This is a genomic window from Clostridiisalibacter paucivorans DSM 22131 (assembly GCF_000620125.1).
GTDB lineage: Bacteria > Bacillota > Clostridia > Tissierellales > Clostridiisalibacteraceae > Clostridiisalibacter > Clostridiisalibacter paucivorans.
Genome location: NZ_JHVL01000042.1, coordinates 15,199 through 31,873, shown reverse-complemented (window position 1 = coordinate 31,873; position 16,675 = coordinate 15,199). Strand labels below are relative to the sequence as shown.

General features: G+C 30.0%; 13 protein-coding genes. All 13 read left to right on the top strand.

Annotation, left to right across the window (positions count from 1 at the left end; all coding sequences use genetic code 11):
• Positions 1-346: 346 nt before the first annotated feature.
• The 13 genes from Q326_RS0111465 to Q326_RS0111405 all read left to right on the top strand — a co-directional run bounded on the left by Q326_RS0111465 (position 347) and on the right by Q326_RS0111405 (position 16,594).
• Entirely contained in the window at positions 347-1,402 is a 1,056-nt protein-coding gene (locus Q326_RS0111465; RefSeq protein WP_034602011.1) for a DUF4179 domain-containing protein, read from the top strand.
• 121 nt (positions 1,403-1,523) lie between these two features.
• A complete protein-coding gene (locus tag Q326_RS0111460; RefSeq protein WP_026895524.1) occupies positions 1,524-2,951 on the top strand; it encodes a spore germination protein in 1,428 nt (475 codons plus the stop codon).
• Between the two features lie 141 nt (positions 2,952-3,092).
• Positions 3,093-3,680 carry a YdcF family protein gene (locus tag Q326_RS0111455; RefSeq protein WP_026895523.1) on the top strand — a complete coding sequence of 196 codons (588 nt, stop codon included), beginning with the start codon at positions 3,093-3,095 and terminating at the stop codon, positions 3,678-3,680.
• Positions 3,681-3,754: 74 nt separating this feature from the next.
• On the top strand, positions 3,755-4,243 hold the full coding sequence (locus tag Q326_RS17225) for a hypothetical protein (RefSeq protein WP_051531419.1): 489 nt from the start codon (positions 3,755-3,757) through the stop codon (positions 4,241-4,243).
• Positions 4,244-4,524: 281 nt separating this feature from the next.
• On the top strand, positions 4,525-5,253 hold the full coding sequence (locus tag Q326_RS0111445) for a DUF421 domain-containing protein (protein ID WP_026895522.1): 729 nt from the start codon (positions 4,525-4,527) through the stop codon (positions 5,251-5,253).
• Between the two features lie 144 nt (positions 5,254-5,397).
• Positions 5,398-6,330 (top strand): helix-turn-helix transcriptional regulator, encoded by a 933-nt coding sequence (locus Q326_RS0111440; protein WP_026895521.1) that lies wholly within the window; start codon positions 5,398-5,400, stop codon positions 6,328-6,330.
• A gap of 365 nt (positions 6,331-6,695) precedes the next feature.
• Positions 6,696-11,333 (top strand): SpaA isopeptide-forming pilin-related protein, encoded by a 4,638-nt coding sequence (locus Q326_RS0111435; RefSeq protein WP_026895520.1) that lies wholly within the window; start codon positions 6,696-6,698, stop codon positions 11,331-11,333.
• Between the two features lie 103 nt (positions 11,334-11,436).
• Positions 11,437-12,108, top strand: coding sequence for a class D sortase (locus tag Q326_RS0111430; protein WP_026895519.1), 672 nt, complete (start codon positions 11,437-11,439; stop codon positions 12,106-12,108).
• A gap of 103 nt (positions 12,109-12,211) precedes the next feature.
• The gene (locus Q326_RS17220; protein WP_051531417.1) at positions 12,212-13,561 is read left to right on the top strand and encodes a dihydrolipoyl dehydrogenase family protein; all 1,350 of its coding nucleotides are present in this window, start codon (positions 12,212-12,214) and stop codon (positions 13,559-13,561) included.
• 72 nt (positions 13,562-13,633) lie between these two features.
• Positions 13,634-14,446 carry a MerR family DNA-binding transcriptional regulator gene (locus Q326_RS0111420; protein ID WP_026895518.1) on the top strand — a complete coding sequence of 271 codons (813 nt, stop codon included), beginning with the start codon at positions 13,634-13,636 and terminating at the stop codon, positions 14,444-14,446.
• Positions 14,447-14,608: 162 nt separating this feature from the next.
• Positions 14,609-15,190, top strand: coding sequence for a hypothetical protein (locus tag Q326_RS17215; protein WP_051531415.1), 582 nt, complete (start codon positions 14,609-14,611; stop codon positions 15,188-15,190).
• A 268-nt stretch (positions 15,191-15,458) separates the two neighbouring features.
• Positions 15,459-15,986, top strand: coding sequence for a GNAT family N-acetyltransferase (locus tag Q326_RS17995; RefSeq protein ID WP_051531414.1), 528 nt, complete (start codon positions 15,459-15,461; stop codon positions 15,984-15,986).
• Between the two features lie 200 nt (positions 15,987-16,186).
• On the top strand, positions 16,187-16,594 hold the full coding sequence (locus Q326_RS0111405) for a YjdF family protein (RefSeq protein ID WP_026895517.1): 408 nt from the start codon (positions 16,187-16,189) through the stop codon (positions 16,592-16,594).
• The last annotated feature ends 81 nt before the right edge of the window (positions 16,595-16,675 follow it).

Genomic DNA, 16,675 nt, shown 5'->3' with positions numbered 1-16,675 from the left:
GGGTAATTCCTAGAAGGAAACCCAACCAGCTAAAACATAGAATCTCACTGATGGAATGACACGCTTTTTCACGGATATCGGTTTATAAAAACCATCCAGGAGGTGTACGTCTAACCTCTATTCAGGAGATATTATATTATGAATCAGCATGATAACATAGCATTAATTTGCTGAGTTTCCTGCTAAAGATTTATGATAGAAACAATATTTAAAGAAATGATGTTTATAAAGAAAAGCTTTACTAAGTATATGAATATTAATTTGAAATTTTATAAGAATGTTTGCTTGAAAATAGATTTAATTTCTATCAAATGTTCTAACTATATTATACGAGGAGGTTCTAAAAATGAAGGAATCTAAAAATATTTATGAACTTTTAAATCAAGTAGAAGTAAATATTGAAGATTATGAAGAGGAGGAATTAAGTGATATGGAGAAGCAAAAATTAAAAGACAATTTTAAAAAGAATATAAGGAAAAAAATAAATCTTAAAAAGTTTGGAATCATTGCAGCTGCTTTAATATTGACTATAAGTGTTGTTGGCCAAACAAATATTGGAAAAAATGTCTATGCTGCTGCGGAATCAAAAATTTCAGAGATGTATTATTCTATAGGAAAGGCACTTGGCATCAAAACAAATATTGAACCTTATGCAAATGTAGTCAATCAAACAGTTCAGGATAAAGGAATAGAAGTTAAATTAACTGATGTAATCATAGATAAAGATGAGCTAATTTTTTCTACGATCGTGAATACTGATAAACGTGTAGATGGTTTTAGATTCGACTCTGAAATATTTATCAATGGCAAAAGACTAACGAATTATGGAACAACTGGAATGCGTAGGGTAATCGATGATTCTAATACTCTATTTTTACAGACTGATTGCGTAGGCATTAAGGGAATTGATACCAAAGAAAATGTAGACATCAAGATAGAATTAAGTGATTTTAATTATTATATAGGAGATGCTGAGGAAAATATAAAAGGAAGATGGAAATTTGAGTTTGCTGCAAATGGTGAAGAATTAACGGAAAACACCTATGTGTTACCAATAGAGCACTCATTTGATATAGATGAACAAAGCTATAGCCTAGAAGAATTTAGATTAAATCCTGTAAATCAAAAGATATTTGGAAAAGTAAAAGGGAAGTCTACAGATGCTTATCAAATTGATTTAAGGGGAGTTGATAATTTAGGAAATGAAGTTGTATTTTTCTTAGAAAGTAAATCTGGAGAAGATATAGTATTTAAATATGAAAATATATATGGTGATTTATCCAATGAAATTACATCTGTTACATTAACTCCATATGCTGCAAAACTTCCTGAAAAAAGTGGAAGAATGAGTGGAGACTGGAATCAAGTTGGCAAAGAGTTTACGATATCTATACAAAAATAGTAAGGATTATTTTAAAGAATACTATAGAAGGTTGGAATAGGCTAAATACAAGGCATAAAAAAATCCAATGTTGATAAAAATAAACTAGAAATATATTAATTTACGACATTGGAGTGTTAATATGAAACTTTCACAGAAATTAGAAGAGAATAAAAAGGCAATAAATAATATACTCCCAATAGAAAAAAGTTTTGACATTATAGACCGTGACTTGGTATTTGGAGATAAGAAGGCATATTTAGTATTTATAGATGGTTTTGCAAAAGATGATATAATGCTTTGGTTATTATTACATCTTCAAGAATTAAAAAAAGAAGATATGAATATACAATCTGTTAAGGAGTTTATAGATAAAAATATATCTTATATTGAGGTAGATTTATTTGAAGATTTGGATCAGCTTCAAAATGCAGTGCTGTCTGGAGCAGTCGGCTTAGTAATAGACGGTGAAAATAAAGGTATTATAATAGATGCTAGAACGTACCCTGCAAGGGGTCCTGAAGAACCTGACTTAGAAAAGGTGACGAGAGGTTCAAGAGATGGTTTAGTAGAAACAATAATATTTAATACTGCATTAATAAGACGAAGAATTAGAGATGAGAATTTAATTTTTGAGATGTATTCTGTTGGAAAACGCACTAAAAGTGATATTGTCATATCATATATAGATGATATAGTGGATAAAAATCTGTTAAATATAATCAAGAAAAAATTAAATGAAATAGATGTAGATGCTCTAGTAATGGGTGAAAAATCCCTAGAAGAACTACTAATAAAGAAAAAATGGTATAATCCAATACCACAAGCTAGGTTTTCTGAAAGACCAGATGTGGTTTCAGCTCATTTGCTCGAAGGACATATTGCAATAATTGTAGATACATCACCAAGTGCGTTAATAGTACCAGTAACAATGTTTCATTTCACACAACATGCAGAGGATTATTATCAAAATCCATCTGTGGGAACCTATCTTAGATGGGTGAGATACTTATTTATGTGTTTTTCATTAATATTAAGCCCTCTATGGTTTTTATTAGTAACTAATAATGAATTATTACCTGAAGCTTTTACATTTTTAGGACCTAAAGAGGAAACACTAATTCCCATATTTATTCAATTTGTAATATTAGAAATTGGGCTTGATGGTTTACGCCTTGCATCTATCCATACTCCCAATACATTGTCTACATCACTAAGTATTATTGGAGGTCTATTAATTGGAGAACTAGCTATTAAAGTAGGGTGGTTAGTACCTGAAACTATTTTATATATGGTTATAGTAAGTGTGGGGACATTTATCACACCTAGTATAGAGTTTTCAATGGCAATTAGGATGTTTAGATTACTATTGTTATTATTGACCGGTTTATTTAATATATATGGGTTTATAGGAGGGATTATATTAATAAGTATAATGTTTGTAACTACTAAAAACATCAATGGGCAAAGATATACCTGGCCCTTAATTCCCTTTGATAAAACAGCATTTGGTAATATCTTGTTAAGAAAACCTATTATTGAAATCAAGAGAAATAATGATAAAAAGTGATTGATTACAAAAGGTTATAAATTTCAATGATTATTAATTTACAATAAGATTACAATTTCCTAGTAATATATTTAATTATCCTATTTCATGTTAATATAGTATCAAATCTAAAAAAGAAATGGGAGAGAGATGGAAGAACAGATGAAAAAAATAATATTTAGATTACTAATTGTTTTAGTATTGATGGTATTGGCGTCTTTTTTAATTATTGAAGGACTAATAATTGTTGATGGAAATGAAAAAACAACAGAAGAAGTTGATTATGTTATAGTACTAGGCGCTAGACTTTATGGGTCAGAACCTTCACCTGCCTTATTAGAAAGACTTAAAGTTACTAAAGATTATTTAAGTAAGAATAAGAATGTTAGAGTAATAGTATCGGGGGGACAAGGACCAGATGAAGACATACCAGAAGCAAATGCAATGGAAAAATATTTAATTAATAATGGAATAAATAAAAATAGGATAATTATTGAAGATAAATCTACTTCTACTTTTGAAAACTTGAAATTTAGTTTAGAAAAAATAAGGCTATTGGATGATAAAGAAAATGTAAAAATTTTGATTGCCACTAATAAGTATCATATATTTAGGGCAAAGTTTTTAGCTAAAAGACTAGGTATGACACCTTATGGATTGCCTGCTAAAACTCCACCATCTAGTATTATTCAGCAATATATACGAGAGTATTTTGCTGTCATAAAATCATTGTTTTTTGATAAAGATTGATAATAATACCTACCATATCTAAATATACTTTATGATATAATACTTAGTATAGAGATATAATCGGAGGGATTGAAATGACCAACGAAGAATTCCAAAAGATAGTGTTAGAAGAATTGGGAAGTTTAAAGGAAGGACAAAAGAGACTAGAAGGAAGACAAGAACGGTTAGAGATGGGACAGAGGAAATTAGAAGGAAGACAAGAAAGACTAGAGATAGGGCAAAAGAAATTAGAAGAGAGACAAGAAAGACTAGAGATAGGGCAAAGGAAATTAGAAGAGAGACAGGAGCGACTAGAGATAGGGCAAAGGAAATTAGAAGAGAGACAGGAGCGACTAGAGATAGGGCAAAGGAAATTAGAAGAGAGACAGGAAAGACTAGAGATAGGACAAGAACAAATTAGGAAAGATTTAAAGGCTGTAGTTGAACAAACAGTTGATTTAACAGAATTTAGACAAGAAACAAATGAAAAATTGGATAGTCTAATAGAGGATAGTAAATCTATTCATGGAATTTTAGGTGAACACGAAGTGTCAATTAGAACTATACGTAGAAGAATAATATAAGAAAGTATTTTAAGTAATATCTATTTAAAAGAAAAATTCTCTTTTTTAGCAATAATCAAAATAAGATTAAAGCTAGAAAGGAGAATTTTTTATGTTAATATCATTAAATATATTCATTTTTTGACAGTATATATAAAACTATAAATCCAATTATTATAAATATTATTGTAAAAATGCCTTCATAGATTAAATTCAAGTTATACACCTCTCATATAGTTTTAAGTATAGTATTCTCAATTTAGTAAAAAATAAATACAAATTTGTTTTTTGGAGGTAATGAAATGAAATTGTTTCTAGAAATTATTATACAAACATTTTTAGCATTCTTTACTATTTTATTTATAACTCGTATTTTAGGTAGGCAACAAGTAGCTCAACTTACTTTTTTTGAATATATTAATGGAATAACATTTGGATCAATTGCAGCTACCCTTGCTACAGATATGAATCAAAATACATATCAACATTTTGTAGGATTGCTATTATTTGGAGTTTTAACTGGTTTAGTTTCATATATATCTCTAAAAAAAAGAGAATTCAGAAAAGTAGTTGAAGGAGAACCTGTATTGGTGATTCAAGATGGAAAAATACTTGAAAATAATTTAAAAAAGGTACGATATAGTATAGATGAATTGAGCCTTCTATTGAGAGATAAAGATGTTTTTAACCCAGAATATGTAAAATATGGATTATTAGAAATTAATGGGAAATTAAATGTCATAAAAAAAGCGGAAAAGAGGTCTGTTACTTGCGAAGACCTAGGTATTTCAAGTAATAGCGAATCAATTCCAACAGAAGTAATAATTGGAGGACAGATTATTTATGAAAATCTTAGAGAAAGGAAACTTACTGGAAAAGATTTGATGAATATGTTGAAACCATTTAAGGTCAATCGTATTGATGAAATATATTATTCCACAATTGATGAAAATAATAATATATATGTTGATAAATACGATGATAAGATTAAATATCAAATTGATATTAGTGAAGATAATAGAAATATCTAATGTGTTCTTAAATTTTTAAAATACAATATAGTACAAGCAAGAAATAGGACATGTTTAAAAAATATGTGGAAAAAACACCACAATGCTATATTAAGCATCATAAAGGGTATATATAGTACTATCAAAATGATAGGAGATATAAACATGAGTCATATAGGTAATGTTATTAAAGTGCATCGGAACAAGTTAGGAATGAGTCGTAAAGATTTATCAGATAATATTTGCTCACAAAAGTATATTTACTTGATTGAAAAAGGTGAACGCACACCATCAGTAAATATGTTAACAATGATTAGTGACCGACTAGGAATAGACTTATTTGATTATTACCAATATCTTGATTGTATCAATCCTATAAAAGTATATGAAGTATTAAAAAAATTTAGGATATGTCAAAGGGAATCTGATTTTGATACACTAAAGAATATTGTAGATGAAGCAAAAAAATTACCAGATTTCTATCATAAACCATGGATTTATGAATTGGAAGTAAATAGATTGGCATACATGGTTTTTAAGGAAGAAAAGTATGAAGAAGTAATAAATTCCATTAATCACATATTGCAAAAAACTGATAAAAAGTATTTAAATAATATTTATGGCTCAAATTTATATTCATTGCTATCAACATGCTATCAGATTATAGGTGATTTAGTAAATGCTGAGTATGCTGTATTATTAGCATATGATATAGTTCGTAATAAGTATAAAATTGAAAAATACAGTCATTATATTGTTACAGTTAGACTTAATTTGATAACATTATATTATTTGTCAGGGAAGTTAGATAAGGCAATTTATGAAGGAAATGAACTTGTACAGTATCAAAATAGAATTAACTCATATGGTAGAATTAGTATTGCATATAGTTTTTTAGCATTTTCTTATTATAAAATTGGGGATTATGATAATGCATTTTCGTACTTTGAAAAAGTATTATATTTGTTGCTGATTAAATATAAACCAACGGATGCTTACTATATTGTAATGCAAGATATGTTTAATATAATGGCTAAGGATGATAGAATAAATTGGGAAATTATTTATAAATTTAAGGAAAAATATGATTTGAATTAATTAAAAGACGTTCTTTGTTAAACAAAGTATGTCTTTTTTTAGTATGTAATTTTATAAGGAATGTATGAACAATTGTTCCATAGTAATTATTTTATTCTTTGCTAATATATATAATGTACAGTAATTTATCCAAAAAAATACAACAAAGTTGATTTAGATTTGGTAAGGGGCTATTTAAAAAGAGAGCTAATAAATTAAATAAGGGGGTATAGGGTATAGTCTAGGGTGTTTTTTATTAAATGAAGTTTAATAGTTTCAAAAAAGTTTAAAGAGGTGATGATAGAATTATCAATTAAGAAAAGATGATATTTTAAAAACTTAAATAAAAGAAAGCTTAACTTAAAGAAGGAGAGAAATAAAAAAATATGATGTTTAACAAAAATAATAGAAATAAAAAAATTAGTATAATGTTTATGTTAGTATTTATGCTAAATATACTTATTGGTATTTTGCCCCAGGATTTTTTTGCGTATGCCAATAATCAAACAGTTACAGAAGCAATTTATGGTTCTAGAGATGAACCTACAGTATCAGAATCTGTATATTTTATTAGAGAAATAAAATTAACAGATACAGAGGGGAATCCATTGCCAGAGCCAGTGTCAAAGGATTCAGAGTTAAGGATTACTTATTATTTTGAAATACCTAATACCATGGATTTAAAAGAGGATGAAGATTTTACTATCACGGTACCAGAAGAAATACAAAAAATTAATAAGGATTTTCTAAATCATCCATTAAATGACCAAGATGGTAATACCATAGCCTATGCAAACTTTTATGTTGATAATACAGTAAAAGTAGTTTTTACAGATTATGTAGAACAACAAGGGTTGGGAGACATAAAAGGAAAATTTTGGGTAGAAAGACGGTTTGAAAGTTCTAAAATTGGAAATGAAGGAGAGACAAATATTGTTTTTGATTTAAATGGGGAAAGTACTTGTGAAATAAAGGTTGAATTTGAGACTGTACCTGAAGAAACTAAAGTGAATATTAGTAAAACCAACAGCTATAGTGCAAAGGACAATGAAATTACCTGGACTATAGAGGTTGAGCCCGGCAGTTCTCCAACTTCTAATCTACCTATAGAAGATGTTATAATCACAGATTTAATAGAAAATAATCAAGAGTATGTGTCTGGTTCCTTTAATATGGATGCCAATATAGATGGATGGGATAAAGATAATGAGGTTATAGTCACTGAACCCAGTGGAGAGAATAGAGAACTTAAAATTACATTTAAGTACACTATTAATACAAATTCCAATGAGGTCTATACTATTAAATTTAAAACAAAGCCAGATATAACAGCTTTTACTTCAGAAGGGGAATCAATATCCTTTAATAATAGGGCTAATGTGAAGTATAAGGATATAGAAAGTGGAGATGTTAAAGAGCAAGAGGATACATCTACTAGACAGATTAAGTCAGATTTTATAAGCAAAGTAGGTAAACACAATAGGGAGACAAAAAAGATTGAATGGATTGTAACTATAAATAATAATTATTTTAATATACCTGCAGGGGCTAAAATTGAGGACATAATTCCTGATGGATTGACCTTAGACAAAAACAGTATTAAATTAGATAATAATCCAATATCAATAGGCGGACCCTTAACCTACGATGATGTGGAAAAGAAGCTTAACTATACATTTGCAGCAGAATTAAATGAGCCCCATAAATTTACATATATTACAGATGTAACGGACCCCGATGCCTATAAATCTAATACGGCAAAAGTTTATACAAATACAGCTACATTTATTGGAACCGGTATTCCCGGGGATGCTTCGGTGGGAATAGGAGTAAGGGCAGATACTGAAGTAATTAGCAAAATGGGATTAAATCATTATCCTTCTAGCCATGAGATTGAGTGGGCAATTGTTATAAATCGTAATAAGATAGAGATAGAGAATCCTGTGGTTACAGATATAATACCAGATGGGCTTAAATATGTGGAAGATTCTTTTACAGTAAATGGCATAAAAACTACCGATGGACTCTCTTATGATAAAGGGAATAACACATTTATCTATGATTTTACTGGGAAAGAAACAGATAATAAGATTAATGATATCTATACTTTAAGGTTTAGAACTAAGGTGTTAGATAATAAAGTATATGCTGTAAATGGAAGTAAAGCCTTTACTAATGAAGTAACATTGAAAGGTGACAATATTCCAGAAACTACTGACACAGCCAGTAAAACCTATAGAAGTAAAGTTATTGAAAAAACTGGAATAGACTATTGTTATGTAGACAGAATTGTAACTTGGGAAATTTTAGTTAACCAAAACAATATGGGGATGAATAATGCTTATATTGAAGATGTTGTTCCAGATGGGCAAGCATTTGTAGAAGACTCTGTTACAATCAATGGAGATGTTGTACCAGAAGATGGTAGTAAGGGGAGCTACACATATAATAAAAATTCTAAGTTACTCAAATATGAGTTTCCTACTACAATCAATACGAAACAAATAATAACTTTCAAGACAAAAATAACAAATCTTTCTATATTTGAGACAAATGGGCCAATTAATATAGAGAATACTGTGAAATTATATGGAGATGATATTCCAGATAATGTTGAAAGCAAAGGTACACAAGAGATTAATCGTGTAGTGGTAAGTAAGACGGGAGAATATGAGAAGGGAGATTCTTTTATTGAGTGGAATGTTATTGTCAATAAGAATCAATTGGAGATAGATAATCCTATTTTGGAGGATACACTACAGGAAGGCCTTAGTCTTGATACAGCAACGGTGCAATTGTTTGAACTTAATATAGATTCAGATGGTTCCCATACAAAGGGTAATGAAGTGGAGTTAACTAGAGATAATATTGAATACAATAATAATACAAGATTATTTAAATTCCATTTTGAGAAGACAATTACAAATGCATATCTACTAAAGTTTCAAACAGATATTGCCAGCACACATAAAAATGCTACCTTTAGCAATAGTATAAGTTTCCAAGGGAGTCATGGTGACGAAACAGGGGATTCTAAGAAGATTACAGTAGAAGTGCAAGAAGTTGGTGGAGGTGCAAGTGGAAGGAATGGAAGTTTGACATTGACAAAGGTAGATAAAGATAACCATGAAGTTAAACTTGAGAATGCTAAATTTCAGCTTTTCAATAGATTTGGAGATGCTATGGGAGATATTAAGTCTACAGATCAAGCTGGTATAGTTGTATTTGATAAATTAAAATTTGGAATTCCCTATATTATCAAAGAGATAGAAGCACCAGAGGGATATGTGGTTGATGAAAATGCAGAATATAAATTCACTCTATCTAGTGAAGAAAAAGATATTGCTTATAGTATGAAAAATGAAATGGTTAAAGGTAATATTGAATTCAAAAAAATAGATAAGGATACGAAAGACCCTATAAAAGGAGCAATATTTGAGCTTTTTGAAGAATCAAATACAGATATTCCTATTGCAGAAGATACTAGTAGTGCACAAGGTACGGTAAGCTTTAAGGATGTAGCATATGGTAGATATGTTATTAAAGAGAAGACACCTGCAGAGGGGTATTTAAAAACCAGTGTAATGCTTAAAGCAAATATTTTAGAGAATGGTGAAACTGTATATGCTCAGCCCGAAGGAAGTAGTTCAGAAGCTCTATATGAATTAGAGAATAGCAGCATAAAGGGAAAGTTGAAGATTATAAAGACAGATGGAAAAAATACAAGTAAAAAGCTTCAAAATGCAGAATTTAAAATTTTTAAGGTAACGGATTCGGGAGAATTATATGTAGATACTATTGAAACGAACAAAGATGGCGTAGCACAAATAGATGATTTGGTATATGGTGAGTATATTCTTCGAGAAGTAAAGGCACCAGAAGGCTACTATATTAATAATAAGGATTACAATGTTACAATCACTGATAATGGAATGACTGTAGAGTTACAAGTTGAAAATAAAAAAATACCTGTAGGGACATTAGTAATTAATAAACTAGATGCGTGGTCTGGAGAAGGATTAGTTGGAGTAGAGTTTGGAATATATAATAAAGATGATGACTTAATAAAGAAATTTATAACGGATGAAAAGGGAATAGCCAATGTGGATAATCTAGAAACAGGTATATATACAGTAAAGGAGATGGATATTCCAGAAGGATATCATGAACTCTACGTAGAGGAAACAGTGGAAATAAAGACTGATGAAGGCACTACAGTTACAATAGAAAACCATCCACTTCGTACCTTAGTTATTAAAAAAATAGATAAAAGAAATACTGACAAGGCATTGTCAGGAGCCGTTTTTGAAGTGAAGAATGAAGAGGGTAAAATAATTGGTGAAATTGTAACAAATGATGATGGGTTAGCTAAGATAGAAGGATTAGTTTTTGGAGAGTACACAATAAAAGAAACAAAAGCGCCTAATAGGTATCGATTAGATTCAACAGATTTTACGGTGAATATCGATAAACAAACCCCTGTAATATATGAAATACAAAGAGAAAATGCTAAAAAACGTAATTCAGGAGGGGGAGGAAGCAAGGACCCAGATCCAGATCCAAAACCTGATTCAGAACCAGGCCCGGAACCAGACCCAGAACCAGATGTAGATCCAGAATTAGATCCTAACCCAGACCCAGAAGAGCCTGTAATAGAAGAAGACACATCAGTAGATGGAGAGTTGGATGTTCCAGAAGATAGCAATCCAGAACTAGGGACACCTCCTGAAAATGGGAAAGTAACCATTGATGAAAAAGGGAAATGGACTTATACACCAAATCCTGGTTTTGTAGGAAAAGATAAGTCCACTATCAAAATCAAATATCCAGATGGAACGGAGGAAGAAAAGTTTATCGAAATTGATGTTGAGGATATTCCTTTAGGAAGGGCTCCTGGAGCAGGAGATGAAACATTGCCTCAAACAGGAGAACAAAATCATTCTACAATGTATTTGATTGGAGCATTTTTAATCGCTTTAGGTATAGAGCTAAAAAGGAGAAATATAAACAAGTCTAAGATGTAATAATAAAAGAAATATTATATAAGTAATGAGCTTCCTTAGTGAAAATTAAGGAAGTTCATTACTATATTTTTTAAAACAAGGAGGAAGATTTAAAGTTAAAATTATGATAGAAACAAAAAAGAGATACCATATTAAAGATATAATATCTATTATTTTAATTATATCGGGTGTTTTGATAATAGCTTATCCAAGCTTAAAAAATTATTATTATGATAGAAAGCAACAAGAAATTATGGAGGACTATTTAGAGAGTATGGCAATTATCCGTAATATAGATGAAAAAAGGGAAGATTTATCTACTGAACTTATAAATATTCCTCAGGATAAAATTGAAAAAGAACAAGAAGAAAAATGGAAAGAACTCAAAATGAAATGGCCTGTTGAAGCTAGTCTACAGATAGATAAAATAGATCTTTTTATGCCAATAATAGCTGGGGCTACAAGGGAACATTTAAATGTTTCTGTATCTAGTATTAATAATACCGGGAAACCATGGAAAGGAAATAATTATGCTATAGCTGGTCATAGAAGTAGATCGTTTGGAAGACATTTTAATCGACTAAATGAAATAGAAATTGGGGATGAAATTATTGTAGTAGACCATGAACACAATAAATATATTTACAGTGTTTTTAGTAAGGATATTGTAGATGAAACAGAAATATCTGTATTAGAATATTCTGGAACAAGCGAAATAACTTTGATTACCTGTGATCCTATTGATGTGACACATCCACCGACACGACTGGTTATTAAAGCAGCTCAAATCAATTAAATAAATTCTATAATTTTTTAATTAGATATGGTATTGACCCTTGAGTTACTTCATAGTTTATAATTTAAGTATAATATAAATAATGATGATGAGGGGGATTTTGATGAATAAATATGATATTGCTATTATAGGAGCCGGTGCTGGAGGGTTAAATGCTTCGTTTGAGGCCCTTGGTTTAGGGAAAAAAGTAGTACTTATTGAAAAAAATGCACCCGGTGGAGAATGTACTTGGTCAGGATGCATACCTAGTAAGGCACTGATCAATATTGCAGATGAAATCCACACTGCTAAAAAATATGGAAAAGTAAATATAGATGGTAAAGAGATATTAAATAAGGTTAGACAATTAGTTCATACTGCCCACCAGGCAGAGGCTGTTGAAGTGTTAGAAGAAGCAGGTGTACACTATATAAAAGGATATGCTAAATTTAAAGATATTAACACCTTAGATGTAGATGGAAAAGAAATCAAAGCAGATAAAATATTTATTTGTACAGGAACATCAGCCTTAGTTCCTCCAATTAAGGGATTAGATCAAGTTAATTATCTAACTAATGAAAATATTTTTCTATTAAAGGACCTTCCAGAGAGTATGATTGTCTTAGGTGGAGGGCCTATTGGGGTTGAATTAGCACAAGCCTTTAATAGATTAGGTGTGCATGTGAAGATAGTTGAAATGGCTGAAACTTTATTGGTGAGAGAAGAAAAGGAAATGGCACTGGATATACAAAAAACTTTAGAAAAAGAAGGTATAGAAGTATTTACATCTGCTAAGGGTGTAGAAGTGAAAGAAGAAGAAAACAGTGTCAATTTAATAATAGATAAACACGGAAATACCAGTGAAGTAAAGGCAGAAAAAATCCTACTTGCATTGGGGAGAAAACCTAATTTGAAAGGTTTCAATTTAGAAAAAATAGGGGTAAAACATAATAAAAAAGGAATCGAAGTAGATGATTATTTTGAAACAAATATCCCTAATATATATGCTGTTGGAGATGTCGTAGGTCCTTATTTATTTTCACATATGGGGGCTGTTCAAGCAAAACAGGCAGTGAAAAATGCATTTACACAGACAAAAGGAACAGTAGACTATAGCAATACTTCTTGGTGTACTTTTACCCATCCTGAACTTGCAAGAACAGGTATGACAGAAGAAGCAAGGGCCCAATTTGGAAACAAGATACAAGTCTTTACACATAAATATAGTGATGTAGATAGAGCGGTTGTAGACCAAAAAAGTCAAGGTATGGCTAAAGTGCTATGTGATGAACAAGGATATATTTTAGGAGCTAGTATTTTAGGTGAGAGGGCATGTGAGATGCTAGGAGAACTCCAAATAGTAAAGTCCTTTAAAATACCGTTCTATAGATTGCAAGAAGCGATACATCCATATCCCAGCTATAGTGAGTTATTACTGACTATGAGTAAAGATGCATATGATAATAAAAAATAGAGTTTCTAATCTCATTATATGTATTTTTATGATATAATTAAAAGAAATACGTGATGGGAAAGGTGTAATAAGATGTTTGGCAAATATTTTAAAACGGGAGATGTGGCAAGGTTTCATAATGTTTCTTCTGATACAGTAAGATATTATGACAAAGAAGGGTTAGTAACCCCTACAGTTATAAAAAACAATAGATATAGGTATTATGATATAAACGATACATTGAAATTTAGCTGTGTGACAAGGTTAAGGGAGATGGAGGTCTCTATTAATAGCATTAAAGACTGGTTAGAATACAATAACTTAAACGACTTGATAGCTTTTAATATAGAACATGTTGAAAGTCTAGAATTGCAAAAGTTACTAATTGATAAGAAGATAGCCTATATTAAAGAATTTAACAAAAGGTTGGAGAGTTTTAAGTTGAATCCCAATGCAGTTGAATACAAGAAAGGTGATTTTATTTATGTCTGCAATGATTTAAACTTTACCACTGACGATGAAAATATTCATATGGATAGACCCATTGATATAAGTGATGTGTTAGATGAATTCTGGACTAGAACTTCTTTTTTAGGTTACATGAATCAATTACAAGATTTTGATTCACAGGATAAGGGAAAGGTATACTGTGCAAATATAGTGTCCAGTGATTGTGATATAATACAAAGGATAGATTTTGTTAACACCCTTAGATTTAATTATATAGGGGATGTATTTTCAGATAATATGTACCTAGATGAGGTAATGGAAAAGGTAGACTCATATTGTGATAAAAATAAGTGTAACCTTAAAGGAAACTATTATGAGGTCTATTATTTGTCACAAGATGTAGATGAAAGACCTATCTACTATGTACACATATATTTTCCATTAGAAGATGTATAGAGCTAGTTAAAATTTCAAAATGAATTTTAATATCTACTGGGCAAAGTAGGTATGTTATAAAAGAGAGGATTTGATACAATAAAATTCTCTCTTTTTTATTTTTGTATAATTGAATGATAAAAATTTGAACCAGATTTTATAAAAGGTCAGGATCCAAGTAAAGTGAATATTATTACAATGAATGGCGGTTATAGTGATTTTGTGAAAGATGGAATAATGTACCGAATTGTAGAATGTGATGGCTTAGAAATTTTTGCAGATAGGGGACTATATCTTGGTGTTATTTCTAATCCATTTTACGATATCAAAGCTTATGATTACGATTTAGAAACTGGTGAAATTATTCCTAATGTTGATTATGAAGGTGTAAATATATTGTTTGATTTACCTATAGACCCATTAAAAGGAGATTTTGATAAAGCTGAGAATTATCTTCAGTCACTATTTGCTTATCACACACCTTCTCAAGAAACTGAGGATATGAATCCAATGGATATCGAATCCTTGCTGGAAAAATCTGAACTCATTCCAGAATCAGTACAAGAGGTTATTCCTGATGAGTCTGGTATAATTAAATATCAATTTGATGGTCATAAACTTGAAACAGAGTTAAGTAAATTATTTGAAGAGGGACAGACTGGATTTTCTGACAATTACTATATTGATGAATATACTAAAAATATTCTAGCTTTTTCAAGAAATAAGAGTGGTGTTGTTACTGTTATGATATATAGGGAAAAGTAATTCTACTTTATATAGATAATAGAATTATATTATAAGGGTTAACAGATGTTTTGTCTGTTAACCTTTTGTTTAAAAGAGTTATAATTAAATAAATATGTAATGTCAGATATGGAAAGGGCACTATAAATTTAAAGTAGATAGGGGATTTTTTATAATTCAATTAATATGAATGATAAAAATGATTGTTTGTGTTAGTATATAAAAGTAGATGGGAATAGTTTAAATATAATAAGATGTTTTAATTTATTAGGTAAAAGGGGAGGATGACATGAAAACAAAAGATTTAAGCATTAGGAATTCTACATGGGATGATATTGATATTTTCTACAAATGGGAATTAACACCTGAGGTAAATGAATTCTTTAGTATTTCTGAAAATCAAAGTTATGAAACGGTTGCGCGTACATATGTCCATTATGATGATAATCCTAATAAGAGGCAGTATACTATAGTCCTTAGGGATACAGGAAAGCCCATTGGAAGAATTATACTTGGTGATTTAATTGAGGGTTGGAAAGTTGAAGTATTCAGAATTTATATCGGTGATCCAGCAATGAGAAATAAAGGCTATGGTAGACAAGCTATGGAGGCAATTATGAAGCTTTGTTTTGACGAATGGAACCTTGAAAGAATGTATCTTGATCATTATACTGGGAATCCTGCTTCATTTTTATATCAATCACTGGGATTTAAATATGAAGGGGTTTTGAGAAACAATTGTAGAAAAAATGGCGAATATTATGATGTTCATTTAATGTCAATGTTAAAAGATGAATATGTACAAAGATATAAATAAGTTTATGCAAGGATAATAATAAAACTTGATATATGTTATCATTATAACTATATATTATAAAATATTTTATATTAAAGTAGCACGAGATAAAAACACGATTCGGTTGGTAGTCCGAATGCAGATATAATCTGTCAGTAACCTGCCCTCCTGGGGTTGTCCATTCTCAAAGTATAGCTACTTAAATAACAGGAGGGATTGAATTGAATAAGTTAACAATTTATTTTGAAGAACCTTTTTGGGTAGGCATATTTGAGAAAGTAGAAAGTGGTAAACTGATGACATCTAGAGTTGTTTTTGGACCAGAGCCAAAAGATTATGATGTTTATGAGTATGTTTTACAAAATTACAGTAAACTTAAATTTAGTAAACCTATTAATATGGATAAAACTAAAAATAAGAAGATTAATCCTAAAAGACTTCAAAGACAAATTAAAAAGATAACTAAAGCCAAAGGTGTTTCTACAAAAGCCCAAGAATCTATTAGACTTCAAAGAGAGGCAAATAAACTGGAAAAAAAGAAAAAATCAAAGAAACAAAGAGAAGAAGAAAAAAGATTGAAGTTTCTTAAAAAGCAACAAAAAAAGAAAGAAAAGAAAAAAGGGCATTAATTAAAAGGGCAGTTTACTAATAGTTTTAAAACTATTAGTAAACCGCCTTGACTTGTAGTCATAAAAAGACTTATAATCTAA